This window comes from Amycolatopsis kentuckyensis, from assembly GCF_002155975.1.
Classification (GTDB): Bacteria; Actinomycetota; Actinomycetes; order Mycobacteriales; family Pseudonocardiaceae; genus Amycolatopsis; species Amycolatopsis kentuckyensis.
Genome location: NZ_MUMI01000068.1, coordinates 1 through 14,593, shown reverse-complemented (window position 1 = coordinate 14,593; position 14,593 = coordinate 1). Strand labels below are relative to the sequence as shown.

General features: G+C 71.3%; 16 protein-coding genes. 14 read left to right on the top strand and 2 right to left on the bottom strand.

The genetic code is table 11. From position 1 onward, the window contains the following. Window positions 1-14 precede the first annotated feature (14 nt). The 6 genes from CCN39_RS07110 to CCN39_RS07085 all read left to right on the top strand — a co-directional run bounded on the left by CCN39_RS07110 (window position 15) and on the right by CCN39_RS07085 (window position 5,474). Window positions 15-797, top strand: coding sequence for a carbohydrate ABC transporter permease (locus CCN39_RS07110; protein ID WP_086839622.1), 783 nt, complete (start codon window positions 15-17; stop codon window positions 795-797). A gap of 272 nt (window positions 798-1,069) precedes the next feature. Continuing rightward, window positions 1,070-1,204 (top strand): hypothetical protein, encoded by a 135-nt coding sequence (locus CCN39_RS52560; protein ID WP_279629562.1) that lies wholly within the window; start codon window positions 1,070-1,072, stop codon window positions 1,202-1,204. 34 nt (window positions 1,205-1,238) lie between these two features. Next, window positions 1,239-1,817: a TetR/AcrR family transcriptional regulator C-terminal domain-containing protein gene (locus CCN39_RS07100; protein ID WP_244210654.1), complete on the top strand. Its 579-nt coding sequence runs from the start codon at window positions 1,239-1,241 to the stop codon at window positions 1,815-1,817. A 143-nt stretch (window positions 1,818-1,960) separates the two neighbouring features. Further along, a complete protein-coding gene (locus CCN39_RS07095) occupies window positions 1,961-3,685 on the top strand; it encodes a TIGR03767 family metallophosphoesterase (RefSeq protein WP_086839556.1) in 1,725 nt (574 codons plus the stop codon). 53 nt (window positions 3,686-3,738) lie between these two features. Continuing rightward, a complete protein-coding gene (locus CCN39_RS07090; RefSeq protein ID WP_086839554.1) occupies window positions 3,739-4,140 on the top strand; it encodes a PaaI family thioesterase in 402 nt (133 codons plus the stop codon). Window positions 4,141-4,211: 71 nt separating this feature from the next. Further along, the gene (locus CCN39_RS07085) at window positions 4,212-5,474 is read left to right on the top strand and encodes a C39 family peptidase (RefSeq protein ID WP_208630164.1); all 1,263 of its coding nucleotides are present in this window, start codon (window positions 4,212-4,214) and stop codon (window positions 5,472-5,474) included. A 36-nt stretch (window positions 5,475-5,510) separates the two neighbouring features. Here the strand turns inward: CCN39_RS07085 and CCN39_RS07080 are convergent, their stop codons facing one another. After that, entirely contained in the window at window positions 5,511-5,960 is a 450-nt protein-coding gene (locus tag CCN39_RS07080; RefSeq protein ID WP_086839620.1) for a carboxymuconolactone decarboxylase family protein, read from the bottom strand. 78 nt (window positions 5,961-6,038) lie between these two features. Here CCN39_RS07080 and CCN39_RS07075 point away from each other — a divergent pair, with 78 nt between their 5' ends. From CCN39_RS07075 to CCN39_RS07065, 3 genes are all read left to right on the top strand, one after another. After that, a complete protein-coding gene (locus tag CCN39_RS07075; protein WP_086839550.1) occupies window positions 6,039-6,899 on the top strand; it encodes a sigma-70 family RNA polymerase sigma factor in 861 nt (286 codons plus the stop codon). Between the two features lie 589 nt (window positions 6,900-7,488). After that, the gene (locus CCN39_RS07070; RefSeq protein WP_086839548.1) at window positions 7,489-8,586 is read left to right on the top strand and encodes an S-(hydroxymethyl)mycothiol dehydrogenase; all 1,098 of its coding nucleotides are present in this window, start codon (window positions 7,489-7,491) and stop codon (window positions 8,584-8,586) included. 65 nt (window positions 8,587-8,651) lie between these two features. Further along, complete coding sequence (locus CCN39_RS07065) at window positions 8,652-9,206, top strand: gamma-glutamylcyclotransferase family protein (protein ID WP_086839546.1); 555 nt, start codon at window positions 8,652-8,654, stop codon at window positions 9,204-9,206. Here the strand turns inward: CCN39_RS07065 and CCN39_RS07060 are convergent. Beyond that, window positions 9,184-10,803, bottom strand: a complete 1,620-nt coding sequence (locus CCN39_RS07060) for an FAD-binding oxidoreductase (RefSeq protein ID WP_434781090.1) — start codon at window positions 10,801-10,803, stop codon at window positions 9,184-9,186. The two genes, CCN39_RS07065 and CCN39_RS07060, sit on opposite strands and share 23 nt — an antisense overlap. Before the next feature lie 97 nt (window positions 10,804-10,900). Here CCN39_RS07060 and CCN39_RS07055 point away from each other — a divergent pair, with 97 nt between their 5' ends. The 5 genes from CCN39_RS07055 to CCN39_RS07035 form a co-directional block, all read left to right on the top strand. Then, window positions 10,901-11,464, top strand: coding sequence for a TetR/AcrR family transcriptional regulator (locus CCN39_RS07055; protein ID WP_086839542.1), 564 nt, complete (start codon window positions 10,901-10,903; stop codon window positions 11,462-11,464). Beyond that, window positions 11,461-13,002: a glycerol-3-phosphate dehydrogenase/oxidase gene (locus CCN39_RS07050; RefSeq protein WP_086839540.1), complete on the top strand. Its 1,542-nt coding sequence runs from the start codon at window positions 11,461-11,463 to the stop codon at window positions 13,000-13,002. The genes CCN39_RS07055 and CCN39_RS07050 overlap by 4 nt, the downstream gene beginning before the upstream one ends. A 69-nt stretch (window positions 13,003-13,071) precedes the next feature. Continuing rightward, window positions 13,072-13,341, top strand: a complete 270-nt coding sequence (locus CCN39_RS07045; protein ID WP_043776467.1) for a helix-turn-helix transcriptional regulator — start codon at window positions 13,072-13,074, stop codon at window positions 13,339-13,341. Continuing rightward, a complete protein-coding gene (locus CCN39_RS07040) occupies window positions 13,338-13,877 on the top strand; it encodes a DUF6498-containing protein (protein ID WP_086839538.1) in 540 nt (179 codons plus the stop codon). Before CCN39_RS07045 ends, CCN39_RS07040 begins: the two co-directional genes overlap by 4 nt. Next, window positions 13,870-14,593, top strand: a 724-nt coding sequence (locus tag CCN39_RS07035) for an ABC transporter ATP-binding protein (RefSeq protein ID WP_086839536.1), incomplete at its 3' end; no start/stop codon positions are given. The genes CCN39_RS07040 and CCN39_RS07035, both read left to right, overlap by 8 nt.

Genomic DNA, 14,593 nt, shown 5'->3' with positions numbered 1-14,593 from the left:
GGACCTGCCTGGTGGTGGCGGCGGTGTTGTTCCTGTTGCCGTTCTACCTGCTGCTGCGCAACGGCCTGGCGTCGCGCGCGGACCTCACCGCTCCGGAGTGGACACTGTTTCCGTCCACAGTGCACTGGGAGAACTTCTCGCGGCTGTTCTCGCTTTCGGACGTTCCGTTCGCCCGCAGCCTGCTGAACTCGGCGCTGGTCGCGACCCTGCAGACGGCCGGCCTGCTGGTGATCTGCTCGCTGGCGGGCTACGGCCTGGCCCGGATCCCGTACCGGCGTTCCAGGATCGTGTTCTACGCCGTGCTGGCGACGCTGATGATCCCGACGTCGGTGACGTTCGTGCCGAGCTTCGTGGTCGTTTCGTCGCTGGGCTGGCTGTCGGACTTCCGCGGCCTGGTGATCCCCGGGCTGTTCAGCGCGTTCAGCGTGTTCCTGTTCCGCCAGTACTTCCTGGACTTCCCGCGCGAGCTGGAGGAGGCGGGCCGGGTGGACGGCCTGTCCCGCTGGGGCGTGTTCTGGCGGATCGTGGTGCCCAACTCGAAGGGCTTCTTCGCGGCGATCGCCGTGATCACCGTGATCGGCAGCTGGAACGCGTTCCTGTGGCCGCTGATCATCGCCCAGTCCCCGGATTCGTGGACGGTCCAGGTGGCGCTGTCGGGGTTGCTGACGGCGCAGAACCCGCAGCTGAACCTGCTGTTCCTGGCGGCCGCGGTGTCGATCCTGCCGATCGTGCTGCTGTTCGCGTTCCTGCAGCGGTACCTGGTGCGCGGCGTGGCCGAGTCCGGTTTGACGGGCTGAACCGCCACCACAGCAGGGCCAGCGTCAGCACCAGCGCCCCGCCGTCGGTGACCAGCGAAGGCAGCAGACCGGGCCAGCCGTACAGGTCCAGCGTCGCCCGCCACACCGACGGCGGGATCGCGAACACCCCCGCCGCCTGGGTGGCGTTCACCGCCAGCACCAGCCAGAACACCCACCGGCGCCCGGTCAGGACGAGCAGCCCGAGCAGGTTCCCCACCAGGTAGCCGTCCCCGACCAGGCGCAACCCGGTCAGGAAGCCGTCCGACAGCGGCGTGCCCGCCAGGAAAGCCGCGCGGGCCACCAGGTCGTGGTCGATCACCACGAAGTTCTGGATCGCCGTGCCGATCGCGAACACCAGCGAACAAACCGCCACCCACCAGCGCATCCGCCACCCCCTCTATCAGTGATAGGGACCAATCTATCACTGATAGAGTGCGCCGGGTGCCGCTCGATCGCCGCCAGATCACCGAAGCCGCCCTCGCACTGCTCGACGAAGCCGGGCTGGCCGAGCTGAGCACCCGGCGGCTCGCCGCGCGGCTCGGCGTCAGCTCGCCGACGCTCTACTGGCACGTCGAAGACAAGGCCCAGCTACTCGACCTGCTCGCCGAGGCCATCTGCGAAGACGCGTTCGACATCGACACCACGAAGCCGTGGCGGGACCAGCTCGCGCAGGGCCTGCACCAGTTCCGCGCGCTCCTGCTCAAGCACCGCGACGCCGCGACCCTGCTCCGCGAACGGCCGCCGGGCCCGAACCGGCTCGCCCACATCGAAACGACGTGCCGGATCCTGCTCGACGCCGGCTTCACCCCCGAAGACACCGCGGGGATCGCCCGGCTGCTGACCGCCCACGTCCTCGCCTCGGCCGAAACACCCCCGAAGACCGGCGGGCTCGAAGGCCGGCTCGACGATTACCCCGCCGTCCGCACGCTCGGCCCGATCTTCGCCCGCACCACCGCCGACGACCTCTTCGCCCTCGGCACCGAGGTGATCCTCGACGGCCTCGCCCACCGGCGGAAATGACCACAACCTTCGGCGGTACAGCGCGCCTCGTGATCTGTGACAGGGTGGATTGAACTGTCACGGTGAATGTTTTTCACGTTCACCCCGCGTCCACTTCAGTCCGGCAGCGTGCCGGTCAACCGAGAAGACTGGGGAGCGAACTCATGGCCGAACTCACCCGGCGCACCTTCACCACCGCGGGCGCCGCCGGTGTCGGGCTCCTGCTCTGCACGCCCACCGCGAACGCCCTCGACCGCGCCCTGCGGCTCACGAGCACCCGCTCGGTCACCACCGCCGGCACCACGCTCGAGCAGGTCGCGGCGGGCGGCGGCACCAGCACCTACTCGCGCCTCTCCGCGGGCCCCGGGTGGCCGCTGGTCGTCCGGAGCGATCTCGCCACCGCGAAGAGCGGGCGCGACGACCGGCGCCGGGCGCTGTCCGCCTTCGTCCAGTTCACCGACCTGCACATCACCGACGCCGAAAGCCCCGCGCGGTTCGAGTACCTGCACCCCTTCATCGGCTCCGCGCACCGGCCGCAGGAGGCGCTCGGCACCGTCGCCACCAGCGCGCTGGTCGAGCGCGTCAACAGCGTGCGGCAGGGCCCGTTCACCGGACGGCCGTTCGACCTGATGGTCACCACCGGCGACAACACCGACAACCACGAGCTGATCGAGCTCGACTGGTTCCTCAAGGTCCTCAACGGCGGCACCGTCACCCCGAACTCCGGCGACGCCAACGCGTACGAAGGCGTCCAGAGCTCGGGCAACGACGAGTACTGGAACCCCTCGATCCCCGGCGTGGGCGACAAGTACTCGGCGAAGGGCTTCCCGCAGCTGCCCGGCCTGCTCGAAGCGGGCATGCAGGCCTTCACCGCGCCCGGCCTGGACGTCCCGTGGTTCTGCACCTTCGGCAACCACGACGACAGCATCGTCGGCTCGCTGCCGGCGCAGATCCCCGGGATCGACGCCTGGTACACCGGCAGGTACAAGGTGATCGGCAAGGACGAGACCACCGCCAAGAAGCTCGCCGACGCCATCAAGAAGGGCTCCGGCGTCCCGGTCGCCGAGCTGTTCGGCGGCAGCGGCACCATCCGCGAGGTCACGCCGGACGCGCGGCGCCGCCCGTTCAGCACCGGCGAGTTCGTCCGCGCCCACCTCGACGGCGCCAACACCGGTCCCGGCCCGGCCGGGCACGGCTTCACCAGCGCCAACGCCGACGGCCAGAACGTCTACTACACCTTCCGGATCGCGCCGGGGATCACCGGGATCAGCCTCGACACGACCACCGACGCCGGGTTCGCGGACGGCTCGATCGGCCTCGCGCAGTACTCCTGGGTCGAGTCGACGCTCAAGCGCAACAGCTCGACGTACTACGACTTCTTCGGCCGCAAGGTCACCCACTCCGTCACCGACGAGCTGTTCCTCCTGTTCAGCCACCACACCAGCGGTTCGATGGGCAACCTGCTGCCGGACTCGCGCCACCCGCTCGACCCGCGGCTGGACGGCAACGCCTTCGTCGCGCTGCTCAAGCGGTTCCCGAACGTGCTGGCCTGGGTCAACGGCCACACGCACCTCAACAAGATCACGCCGCACGCCGGGAACACGCCGCAGCAGGGCTTCTGGGAGATCAACACGGCGTCGCACGTCGACTTCCCGCAGCACGCGCGGATCGTCGAGGTCGCGGACAACACCGACGGCACGTTGTCGCTGTTCACGACGCTGATCGAGGCGGAAGCGCCGTACGCCGTGGACTACGACGCCCGGACGCCGCAAGCGCTTGCGTCGCTGTACCGCGAGCTGTCCTACAACGACATCCACACCGACCTCGGCCGGGTCGGCGCGGCCGAGGACCACAACACCGAACTGCTGCTGGTCAACCCGCTCAGCTGAGATTACGCCGGAGGTAATCGCCCGGCCGCCGATCTTCGGGCAAGCTGCGGAGCATGACCGATTTCGAGGGCACGCAGCTCTTCCACCGCTCCATGCCGTTTTCCGAGCGCCTCGGCGTGGAGGTGCTGGAGCACGGGCGCGAGCTCGTCCGCAGCCGGCTGAAGTGGGACGAGAGCCTCTGCACGCTCGGCGGCGCGCTGCACGGGGGCGCGCTCATGGCGCTGGCCGACTCGACCGGCGCCGTGTGCGCGTTCCTCAACCTGCCCGAGGGCGGCCAGGGCACGACGACCGTCGAGTCGAAGACGAACTTCCTGCGCGCGGTGCGTTCGGGCTACGCCGTTGCGTCGTCCAGACCACTGCACGCGGGCCGCAAGTTCGTCGTGGTGGAAACCGAAATCCACGACGACGACGGCAAGCTGGTCGCGAAAGTGACACAGACGCAGGCCGTCCTGTAGGTACCTGTTTACAGGGCGGGCCGGACCGGCGAAAATCCCTGGCTACTGGGTGGGTCTATCAGGGAGCCGCGATGCGCGCACGCAAGTTGTTCACCTTATTGTCAGTGGTTGTGTTGTCTGCGGTAACCACGCAAGTCGCCGAGGCCGCGCCGGTCCGGCCGCGCGACGACGAGGCGATCGACTACCACGAGTGGACCGGCGGCCGCTTCCACGAAGGCGGCTTCGCCGGGGTCGCGCTCACCCGTGACGGCCTGCGCATCACGCACCCGGCCGGCACGGTCGAGCACACCGAGCCGGAGCTCGGCACGACCAGAACCTACGAGTACGGCCAGTGGACGTCGCCGGAGTACCGGCCGGGCTTCGGCGCGACGCAGCTGGTCGCGTCCTGGAACGCGAAGACGCCCGCGAAGACCTGGCTACAGGTCGAGGCGCGGGGCCGGACGTCGGCGGGTGCCGAAACCGCCTGGTACGTGCTGGGCCGGTGGGCCAGCGGCGACGCCGACATCCTGCGCACCAGCGTCGACGGCCAGGACGACGCGAACGCCATGGTCGACGTCGACACGCTGGTCATGAAGACCGGCGTGACGCTGAAGTCCTACCACCTGCGGATCAGCCTCTACCGCGAAGCCGGGTCGCGCGCGACGCCGTCGGTGAGCCTGCTGGGGGCGATGACTTCGGCCGTCCCGGACCGCTTCGAGGTCCAGCCGACGAAGCCCGGGCGCGCCACCGGGATCGAGCTGAAGGTGCCCGCGTACGCGCAGAACCTCCACAAGGGACAGTTCCCGGAGTACGGCGGGGGCGGCGAGGCCTGGTGCAGCCCGACGTCGACCGAGATGGTGGCCGAGTACTGGGGCAAGAAGCCGTCCGCCGAGGAGATGGCGTGGATCCCGGCGGGTTACGTCGACCCGCAGGTGGCCTTCGCGGCGCGCTACACCTACGACCACGCCTACGACGGCACCGGCAACTGGCCGTTCAACACGGCGTACGCGGCGTCGCGCGGGCTGCGCGGCCACATCACGCGGCTGCACTCGCTGAACGAGCTGGAGAACTACATCGCGCGGGGCATCCCGGTGATCACGTCGCAGTCGTTCCTGTCGTCGGAGCTCGACGGCGCCGGCTACGGCACGGCGGGGCACATCATGGTCGTCGTCGGCTTCACGAAGGACGGCGACGTGATCGCGAACGACCCGGCGTCGAGTAGCAACGACAAGGTGCGCAACGTCTACAAGCGCGACCAGTTCGAGAAGATCTGGCAGCGGACGAAGCGGTACCGCGCGGACGGCACCGTGGCGGGCGGCCCGGGCGGCATCGCGTACATCATCACGCCGGCCTGACCCCTGGCGGGGCGCCGTTCCGGCGCCCCGCCGGGCTCACCAGGCCTTGCCGGCCTGCTCCCGGATCGCGCGGTTGATCCGGTTGAAGAAGCCGGTGAGCGCGATGTGCGTGACGATCGCGGACAGCTGCGTCTCGTCGAAGTGCGCGGCGGCGGCCGCCCAGATCTCGTCGGTCACGCCGGGCTGGCCGTCCTGGATCCGCGTGGCGGCTTCGGTCAGCGCGAGCGCGGCCCGTTCCGGCTCGGTGAAGAACGGCGTCTCGCGCCAGGTGACGACGCTGTGCAGCCGGTCGTCGGTCTCCCCCTGCCGCTTCGCCGCCCGGACACCCGCGTAGGTGCAGGGGGCGCAGCCGTTGATCTGGCTGGCCCGCAGGTGGACCAGCTCGAGCAGCAGCGGATCGACCCCGGCGGCGTGCACCACCTTGAACAGCTGCTGGACCGCGCCGGTCACTTCGGGATCGCTCTGCGTCTTCAGCCGTGGTTCCATCGGTTCCTCCATCGGTTACCTGTGCCCCTCCGGGCCCGTCATGTCCACGACGGAGCAGCAGCGAGGAAGGTAACGACCATGTCCGACAGGGTGGCTTCGACGTTCGAAGCGCAGCGAGACCGGCTGCGCGCGGTGGCCCACCGCATCCTCGGCTCCCACGCCGACGCGGAAGACGTGGTCCAGGAGGCCTGGCTGCGCCTGTCCCGCCAGGACGCGGCCACGATCGAGAACCTCGAAGGCTGGCTGACGACGGTGGTCGGCCGGATCAGCCTGGACGTGCTGCGCTCGCGCCGATCGCGCCCCGAGGCGCCGTACGAAGAGATCGTCGTGACGCCCGACGACGGCCCCTCCCCGGACGAGGACGCGGAGCTCGCCGACTCGGTGGGCTTGGCGCTGCTGGTGGTCCTGGAGTCCCTCGGCCCGAGCGAGCGGCTGGCGTTCGTGCTGCACGACCTGTTCGCGGTCCCGTTCGAGGAGATCGGCCGCATCCTGGGCAAGTCGACGGCGGCGGCCAAGATGCTGGCGAGCCGAGCCCGTCGCAAGGTCCGGACGCCTCCGCCACCGACGGGATCTTCGCAGAGGGAGGTGGTCCAGGCATTCCTGACAGCAGCCCGCGACGGCGACTTCGAGCAGCTGCTGCGGGTTCTGGACCCGGAGGTCCGCCTGACGGTGGACACCCCGGACGGCGTGGTGGTGGTCCTGGGAGCAACGAACGTGGCCACCGGAGCCCGCTTCGGCGCGGCGGCGGGTGGCCGCACGGTCCTGGTGGGCGGCTTGCCGGGGGTGGTGGCGTGGCGAGCGGACGGAACGCCGCTGTCGGTGGTGGCGTTCACGGTGGCGGAAGGCCGGATCACGACCATCGCCGCGGTGGCGGACCCGGTGAAGCTGGCGTCGATGGCCCTGCCGGAGCCGCCGGGAACTGTCGGTGGTGCTCGGTAAGCTGGAAACCGGGGCCGGAGGCCCGCGCCTGCGACGCGCTGGGTCGGTTCCGCGAGGGTGGGGCATGCGCCGAGCCGGTTCCGCGAGGGTGGAGGCACGCGCCGAGCCAGTCCCGGGTGACCGAAGGACCGCGCCTGCCATGCACCGAGCCACGGACCGGACCGCGCCACGCACCGGACCGGACCGGACCGCTCCGAGCCACGGGCCTGCACTGGCCCTGCCCCGAGCGACCCGCCGAGCCGTTCGAGGTCGAAGGCACATGCCGAGCCAGTTCCGCGAGGGGGCGAGCCACGCGCCGGCCTCAGCCGTGCCGATCGTCCGCGCCGCAGCTGCGGCCACCCCGCGGCATCGACCGCCCCCGGCGGGCTCGGCGGCGGCAGCGCCACCACCCCGGCCCGGCCTTGCTGCACACCGTCGAGGCACGCACCGGCCTCACCGGCCAAGACCTCGCCACCATCGCCACCTGGCGCGCTGCAGTTGCGTAACACGCAACATGTTGCGCAAAACCTCACTCATGCGGATGTCGCCATCTCCGCATGATCCGTGATTAGCTGCGGTCGACCAGCAGTGCAGCCGGAAGGTGGTTCGAATGCCGTACGAGGTCCAGGGGGTCGTTTCGCGGGCGAAGGGCGAGCCCGTCTCGCTGGAGACCGTCCTCGTGCCCGATCCCGGTCCCGGCGAAGCCGTCGTGAACGTCCAAGCCTGCGGGGTCTGCCACACCGACCTGCACTACCGCGAGGGCGGCATCAACGACGAGTTCCCGTTCCTGCTCGGTCACGAGGCCGCCGGGGTCGTCGAGGCCGTCGGCGCGGGCGTCACCGATCTCGAGCCCGGCGACTACGTCATCCTCAACTGGCGCGCCGTCTGCGGCACCTGCCGGGCCTGCAAGCGCGGCAAGCCGTGGTACTGCTTCTCCACCTTCAACGCCACCCAGCCCATGACGCTCGGCGACGGCACCAAGCTGTCGCCCGCGCTCGGCGTCGGGGCCTTCCTCGAGAAGACCCTTGTCCACAGCGGACAGTGCACGAAGGTGGACAGGGCAGCCGAACCCGCCGTCGCCGGGCTGCTCGGGTGCGGTGTCATGGCCGGGCTCGGTGCCGCCATCAACACCGGCGCCGTCACGCGCGGGGACTCGGTCGCCGTCATCGGGTGCGGTGGTGTCGGGGACGCCGCCATCGCCGGCGCCAAGCTCGCCGGGGCCACCACGATCGTCGCCATCGACATGGACGACCGGAAGCTCGCGTGGGCCGAGGACTTCGGCGCGACGCACACCATCAACAGCAAGGGCCTCTCCGAAGAGGCCGTCGTCGAAGCCATGCAGGACGCCACTAACAGCTTCGGCCCCGACGTCGTCATCGACGCCGTCGGGCGGCCCGAGACCTGGCGGCAGGCGTTCTACGGGCGCGACCTGGCCGGCACGGTCGTGCTGGTCGGCGTGCCGACCCCGGAAATGCGGCTGAACGACCTGCCGCTGATCGACTTCTTCTCGCGCGGCGGCTCACTCAAGTCCTCGTGGTACGGCGACTGCCTGCCCAGCCGGGACTTCCCGATGCTCGTCGACCTCTACCTGCAGGGCCGGCTGCCGCTCGACAAGTTCGTCACCGAGCGGATCGGCGTCGACGGCGTCGAGCAGGCCTTCGAGCGGATGCACCACGGTGACGTCCTGCGCAGCGTGGTGACCTTCTGACCCTCTTCACCGACGACGAGTACCCGGCCGAGCCCTACCCGGGCGCCCGGCCGGGTCACTCGTTCGTGCACGTCGACGGCGTCGGGCACCCCCTGGCATCCGCCCCCGCGGGCTGGCGCGACCGGATGGCCGTGCTGGCCTACGGTTCGAACGCCAACCCGTCGAAGATCACCTGGCTGCGCGGGCGGCTCGGCCTCGAAGGCCCGGTCGTCGTGGCACACGCGCGCTGCGCCGGGCTCGCCGCGGTGTGGGCGGCCGGTTTCCGCGTGGTCGACGACCAGCGCCCGGCCACGCTCACCGCGCTGCCCGGCGTCGAGGAGCACGCCATCTGGTTCGTGACGCCGGACCAGCTCGCGGTCCTGGACCGCTGCGAAGGCCGCGGCACCCGCTACCACCTGGCCCGGCTCACCGACCCCGACATCACCCTCGAGGACGGCACCCGCCTGACCGAGGTCCACACGTACGTCGGCGCCGCGCCGATCCGCTACCCGCTGCTGGTCGGCGGCGCGCCGGTGCGCACCGCCGACGTCTCGCAGACCGAGGCGGCCGCGCTCGAGGGCGTCGCGGCCGACGGCCACGGCGTGCCCTGCGAAGTCGTCACACCAGCTTTCCGGGGTTGAGGATCCCGGTCGGATCCACAGTGGACTTGGCCGCGCGCAGCACTTCGACGCCCAGCGAACCGATTTCCGCGCTCAGGTAGGGCGCGTGGTCGACGCCGACGGCGTGGTGGTGCGAGATCGTGCCCAGCCCGGCGATCGCCTCGCAGGCCGCCGCCTTCGCGCGCTGCCACTGGCCGACCGGGTCGGCTTCGTCGCGGGCCGTCAGCACCGTGAAGTACAGCGACGCGCCGGTTTCGTACGCGTGCGAAATGTGGCACATGACGATCGACCGGCCCAGCGAGGCCGTCAGCGCCGCGCGGACGTCGTCGCGCAACTCGTCCACATTGGACCAGTAGGCCGCCGTTTCGAGCGTCTCCACGCAGACGCCCATGTCCAGCAACGTGTCCCGCTGCCGGGGTCCGGCGAACCGGCCGTGCCGCCACGACTCGCCGAGCGCCTTGCCGACGCGCACGGCACCGGAAGCCTTCAGCCTCCGGGCCGTCTCCCGGCGGCGCAGCGCGACGTCGTGCGCGGTGCCTTCCCAGCCCACGATCAGGAAACACGGCCGTCGCACGCCCCGCGCGGCGAGGTAGCGGCGCAGCGCCGCCGTCTTCACCCCCGCGTTCAGCGCGAGCGACACCTCGGTCTCGTCCACATCGGACAGCCGGGTGACGTCGGCGAGCGCGTGGTGCTGCGCGAGGTCCCGCACCGCTTCGGCCCCGGCCGCCCAGCCGGGCAGCGCGTAACCCTCGTAGCGCCGGACCGGCGGCGCCGGCCGCACCCGCAGCGCGACCTCGGTGATCACGCCGAGCGTCCCCTCGCTGCCGATCGCCAGCTGGCGCAGGTCCGGCCCGGCCGCGGACGCCGGCGCGACGCCGAGCTTCCACGCGCCGCGCGGGGTGGCCAGCCGCACGCCGGTCACCATGTCCTCGAAGCGCCCGTAACCCGACGATGCCTGCCCCGCCGAGCGCGTCGCCGCGAAGCCGCCGATCGTGGCGCGCTCGAACGACTGCGGGACGTGCCCGAGCGTCAGGCCGTGCCCGGCGAGCAGCCGCTCGGCCTCCGGGCCGCGGACGCCGGCCTGCAGGACGGCGATGCGCGACTCGGCGTCCACCGACACCAGCGCGTCGAGGCGGACGAGGTCGAGCGCGATCACCGACGTCTTCTCCCCGCGCAGCGCCGAGACGCCGCCGACCACCGACGTCCCGCCGCCGAAGGGCACGACGCCGATGTCGTGCTGCACGCAGACGTCGAGGACCGCCTGGACCTCGTCCGGATCGGCGGGCAGCACGACGGCGTCGGGCACCGGGAAGTCCGCCGAGGGCGAACGGCGCCGCAAGAGGTCGAGGTAGGACAGCCCGGTCGCCCGCGCGAGCCGCGCCGGGGCGTCGACCTGCACGTTTTCCGCGCCGACCACCTTGGCGAGCGCTTCCGCGGCAGGTTCCGCCAGTTTCGTTGACGGTATTTTTACCGGCAAGTCGCCGGTTGGGGCGGCACCCGGGACCACGGGGCCGATACGCTGGTCGAGCCACCTGGCCGCACGCGCGGGCAGCGGGGCGGCGCCGGCGGCTTCCGCGGTCCAGGACCGGCGGAGGCGGTGGTCAATGAGAGCGTTCACGACTACAGTGTGACATATGGACGTAAAACGTCACACCACGCAGACGGCGGGTTCCTCCGCGCTCGCGGACACCCGCAACCGCCAAACGGCGACGCGAGTGGCCGATGACGTGCTGCTCGACGCCGCGCGCTCGTGCGTGCTGGCCGTCGGTGTGCGCCGCACCACACTCGCCGAAATCGCCCGCACCGCCCGCGTCAGCCGGATGACGGTCTACCGCCGCTTCCCCGACGTCCGCAGCGTGCTCGCGGCGCTGATGACCCGCGAGTTCAGCGGGTTGCTGCGCACGGCGAGCGAAGGCGGCGCCGACGCGGCGACCAGCCGCGACCGCCTCGTGCTCATCGCGGCGGCCGGCGTCCGCGCGCTGGCGACCGACCCGCTGTTCCGCACCCTGCTCGACGTCGACCCGGAACTGGTGCTCCCGTACATCGTGGAGCGGCTCGGCGCGACGCAGAAGTTCGCCGAGCAGGCGCTGCACGGGCTCCTGGAGGCCGGCCACCAGGACGGCTCGATCCGGCGCGCGCCGGTCGCGGTGCAGTCGCGGTCGGTGCTGCTGGTGGTGCAGTCGTTCGCGTTCTCGCTGCGCCCGGCCACCGTCGACGTCGACGAGGCGGCGCTGATGGCGGAGTTCACCCACGTGCTCGACGCGGCCTTGCGGCCATGACGTCCGGCTCGCTCAACGCGCGGCGCCGCGAACGCGAGCTCGCGGAGCTGGCGTCGGGCGAGCGCGTGGACATCGTCGTGGTCGGCGGCGGCGTCACCGGTGCGGGCATCGCCCTGGACGCGGCTTCGCGGGGCCTGTCGGTGGCGCTCGTGGAGGCGCACGACCTGGCGTTCGGGACGTCCCGCTGGTCGTCGAAGCTGGTCCACGGCGGCCTGCGGTACCTGGCGCACGGCGAGCTCGGCTTGGCGCACGAAAGCGCGGTGGAGCGCGGAATCCTGATGACGCGCACGGCACCGCACCTGACGCGGGCGATGCCGCAGCTGTTCCCGTTGTACCCCAGCACGTCCCGCGCCCAGCAGGCCCTGGTCGCGGCGGGCTTGCGCGCGGGCGACGCTCTCCGCCGGGCGGCTCGCACGCCTTCTTCGGTGCTGCCCCGGCCGCGCTCGATCCCCGCCGCGCTCGCCTTGTCCCTCGCGCCCGGTCTTTCCGCGCACGGCCTGCGCGGCGCCCTCCTGGCTTACGACGGAGCTTTGGTCGACGACGCGCGCCTGGTGGTCACCCTCGCCCGGACGGCGGCGTCGTTCGGCGCCCGGATCCTCACCCGGCTTTCGGCTGTTTCGGTTTCGGCGGACCGGGTCCAGGCACGCGACGGCCTTTCCGGCTCCACAGTGGACATCCACGCGCGGCAGGTGATCAACGCGACGGGGGTGTGGGCGGGAACACTGACGGGCGCGGTGCGGTTGCGGCCGTCGCTCGGTTCGCACCTGGTACTGGCGCCGGGCACGGTGCCGATGGGGACGACGTCGGTGAACATCGGCGTGCCCGGGGAGACGAACCGGTTCGTGTTCCTGCTCCCCCAGCCGGACGGGCGGGTCTACCTGGGACTGACGGACGAGCCCGTTTCGGGCCCGATCCCGCCCGTGCCGGTGGTTCCGGAGGCCGATGTGGACTTCCTGCTGTCGCTGGCTTCGTCGGTTCTGTCGCGGCCGCTCACGCGCGCCGACGTCGCCGGGTCGTACGCGGGGTTGCGGCCGCTGGTCGAGGGAACGGGCGGCCGGTCGGCGGACCTGTCCCGCAAGCACGCGGTCCTGGCCGGTTCCGACGGACTGCTGACGGTGGTGGGCGGCAAGCTGACGACGTACCGCCGGATGGCCGAGGACGCGGTCGACGCGGCTGTCCGCCTGGCGGGGCTTCCCGCCGTGCCGTGCCGGACGGCCCGGTTGCCTCTGCTGGGCGCGGCTCCGCGACCGGAGCTGTCCCTTGTGGACGCCGCGCCGCGGCTGGTGGCCCGGTACGGCACGGAGGCGCCCCGGGTCGCGGCGCTGGGCGAGCTGGACGCGGAGTTCGCGACCCCGGTGGCACCGGGGACGGAGATCACGGCGGCCGAGGTGGTGTGGGCGGTCCGGAACGAGGGAGCGCTGGACGTGGCAGACGTCCTGGAACGCCGGACGCGGCTGGCGTTGATCCCGTCGGACGCCGAGGCCGCGTGGGCGCGGGTGGCGGAACTTGTCGACAAGTCGCTGGCCGGTCTTCTCTGACCCTGCGTCAACCGGACTTGATGTTCTCTTGAGTTGACGAGCTGTTGGGTTTTTGCAACAGTACGTTCTATGAGTCCGGTCAGACGCGGCAAAGAGCTGCCGATCTACAACCGGCTTCCCGTGCTCCGGGCCGAGCGCGGGATGACCCGAGCCGCGCTCGCGAGCGCCGTCGAAGTCAACCCACAGACCATCGGCGCGCTCGAACGCGGCGACCACTATCCGAGCCTGGACCTGGCGTTCCGGATCTGCGCGGTGTTCGACCTGCCCGTCGAGGCGGTCTTCAGCCGCGAGCCGTTCACGCCTCTTTCCACCCAGGTGTACCGCGAGGGGGGAGCATGACCGAGCAGCCGGGCCGCCTCGCGGCCTACTGGGAACGCCAGCTCGACAAGATGGAGGAAGCCGAACGGAAACGGGCCCGGAGGCTGCCGGGCTGGCGCACCCGGAAGCACCGCCGGACGCTCGTCGTCCTCCTCGTGCTCGCCGACCTCGCCCTGGTCACCGGGGCCACCCAGTTCAAAGCACAACCGATCTGGGTCTTCCCGGCCTTCTGGCTGAGCGGGCTGTTCCTCGGCGGGTTCGCGTTCATCACGCTGCGCATCCTCACCGGCCGGATGAGCGGCAGCTTCTCGCGCCTGCTGGACGAACGCGAGCGCGAATGGCGCCACCGCGTCACCTACATCGGCTACCAGGCGCTCAGCTACCTGATGCTGATCGCCATGCTCTACGGCCTGTTCGTCGCCGGCACCGCGGAAGCCGGCGCGATGATGCTGTCCGCGCTGCTGGTCACCGGCACCACCATCCCGGCCATCGTGCTGGGCTGGTCGCTGCCGGACGACGACCCCGAGGATTTCGAAGAGGGGATGGGAAATGCCTGAGGGGAACCTGGAGATCGACCGGATCTCCAAGCGCTACGGCGCCAAGGTCGCGCTGGACGGCGTCTCGTTCGACGTCCGGGCCGGCGAGCTGTTCGGCTTCGTCGGCAGCAACGGCGCCGGCAAGACCACCACCATGCGGATCGCGCTGGGCGTGCTGGCCGCCGACGGTGGCGAAGTGCGCTTCGACGGCAAGCCGGTCACGCACGAGACGCGCACCCACATCGGCTACATGCCCGAAGAACGCGGGCTGTACCCGAAGATGAAGGTGCTCGACCAGCTCGTCTACCTGGCCGAGCTGCACGGGCTCAGCGCCAACGAAGCCCACCGCAACGCCGAAACCTGGATCACCCGGCTCGGCCTGGCCGAGCGCCGCAAGGACGAGGTGCAGAAGCTCAGCCTCGGCAACCAGCAGCGCGTCCAGCTGGCCGCCGCGCTGGTGCACGACCCCGCGGTGCTGGTGCTCGACGAGCCGTTCTCCGGCCTCGACCCGCTCGCCGTCGACGTGATGAGCGGCGTCCTGCGCGAAAAGGCCGCCGCGGGGGTGCCGGTGGTGTTCTCCAGCCACCAGCTCGACCTCGTCGAGCGGCTGTGCGACCGGGTCGGGATCATCCGCGGCGGCCGGATGGTCGCCGTCGGCACGGTCGGTGAGCTGACGTCGGGGGCGCGCAGCAAGCTCGTCGTCACCGCGCCCGCCGCGCCCGCGGGCTGGGCCGCGG

Coding starts and splice junctions, on each gene's coding strand:
- CCN39_RS07095 (WP_086839556.1), top strand. CDS start 1,961: ATGGCCGAACTCACCCGGCGCACCTTCACCACCGCGGGCGCCGCCGGT.
- CCN39_RS07090 (WP_086839554.1), top strand. CDS start 3,739: ATGACCGATTTCGAGGGCACGCAGCTCTTCCACCGCTCCATGCCGTTT.
- CCN39_RS07085 (WP_208630164.1), top strand. CDS start 4,212: ATGCGCGCACGCAAGTTGTTCACCTTATTGTCAGTGGTTGTGTTGTCT.
- CCN39_RS07080 (WP_086839620.1), bottom strand. CDS start 5,960: ATGGAACCACGGCTGAAGACGCAGAGCGATCCCGAAGTGACCGGCGCG.
- CCN39_RS07075 (WP_086839550.1), top strand. CDS start 6,039: ATGTCCGACAGGGTGGCTTCGACGTTCGAAGCGCAGCGAGACCGGCTG.
- CCN39_RS07070 (WP_086839548.1), top strand. CDS start 7,489: ATGCCGTACGAGGTCCAGGGGGTCGTTTCGCGGGCGAAGGGCGAGCCC.
- CCN39_RS07050 (WP_086839540.1), top strand. CDS start 11,461: ATGACGTCCGGCTCGCTCAACGCGCGGCGCCGCGAACGCGAGCTCGCG.
- CCN39_RS07045 (WP_043776467.1), top strand. CDS start 13,072: ATGAGTCCGGTCAGACGCGGCAAAGAGCTGCCGATCTACAACCGGCTT.
- CCN39_RS07040 (WP_086839538.1), top strand. CDS start 13,338: ATGACCGAGCAGCCGGGCCGCCTCGCGGCCTACTGGGAACGCCAGCTC.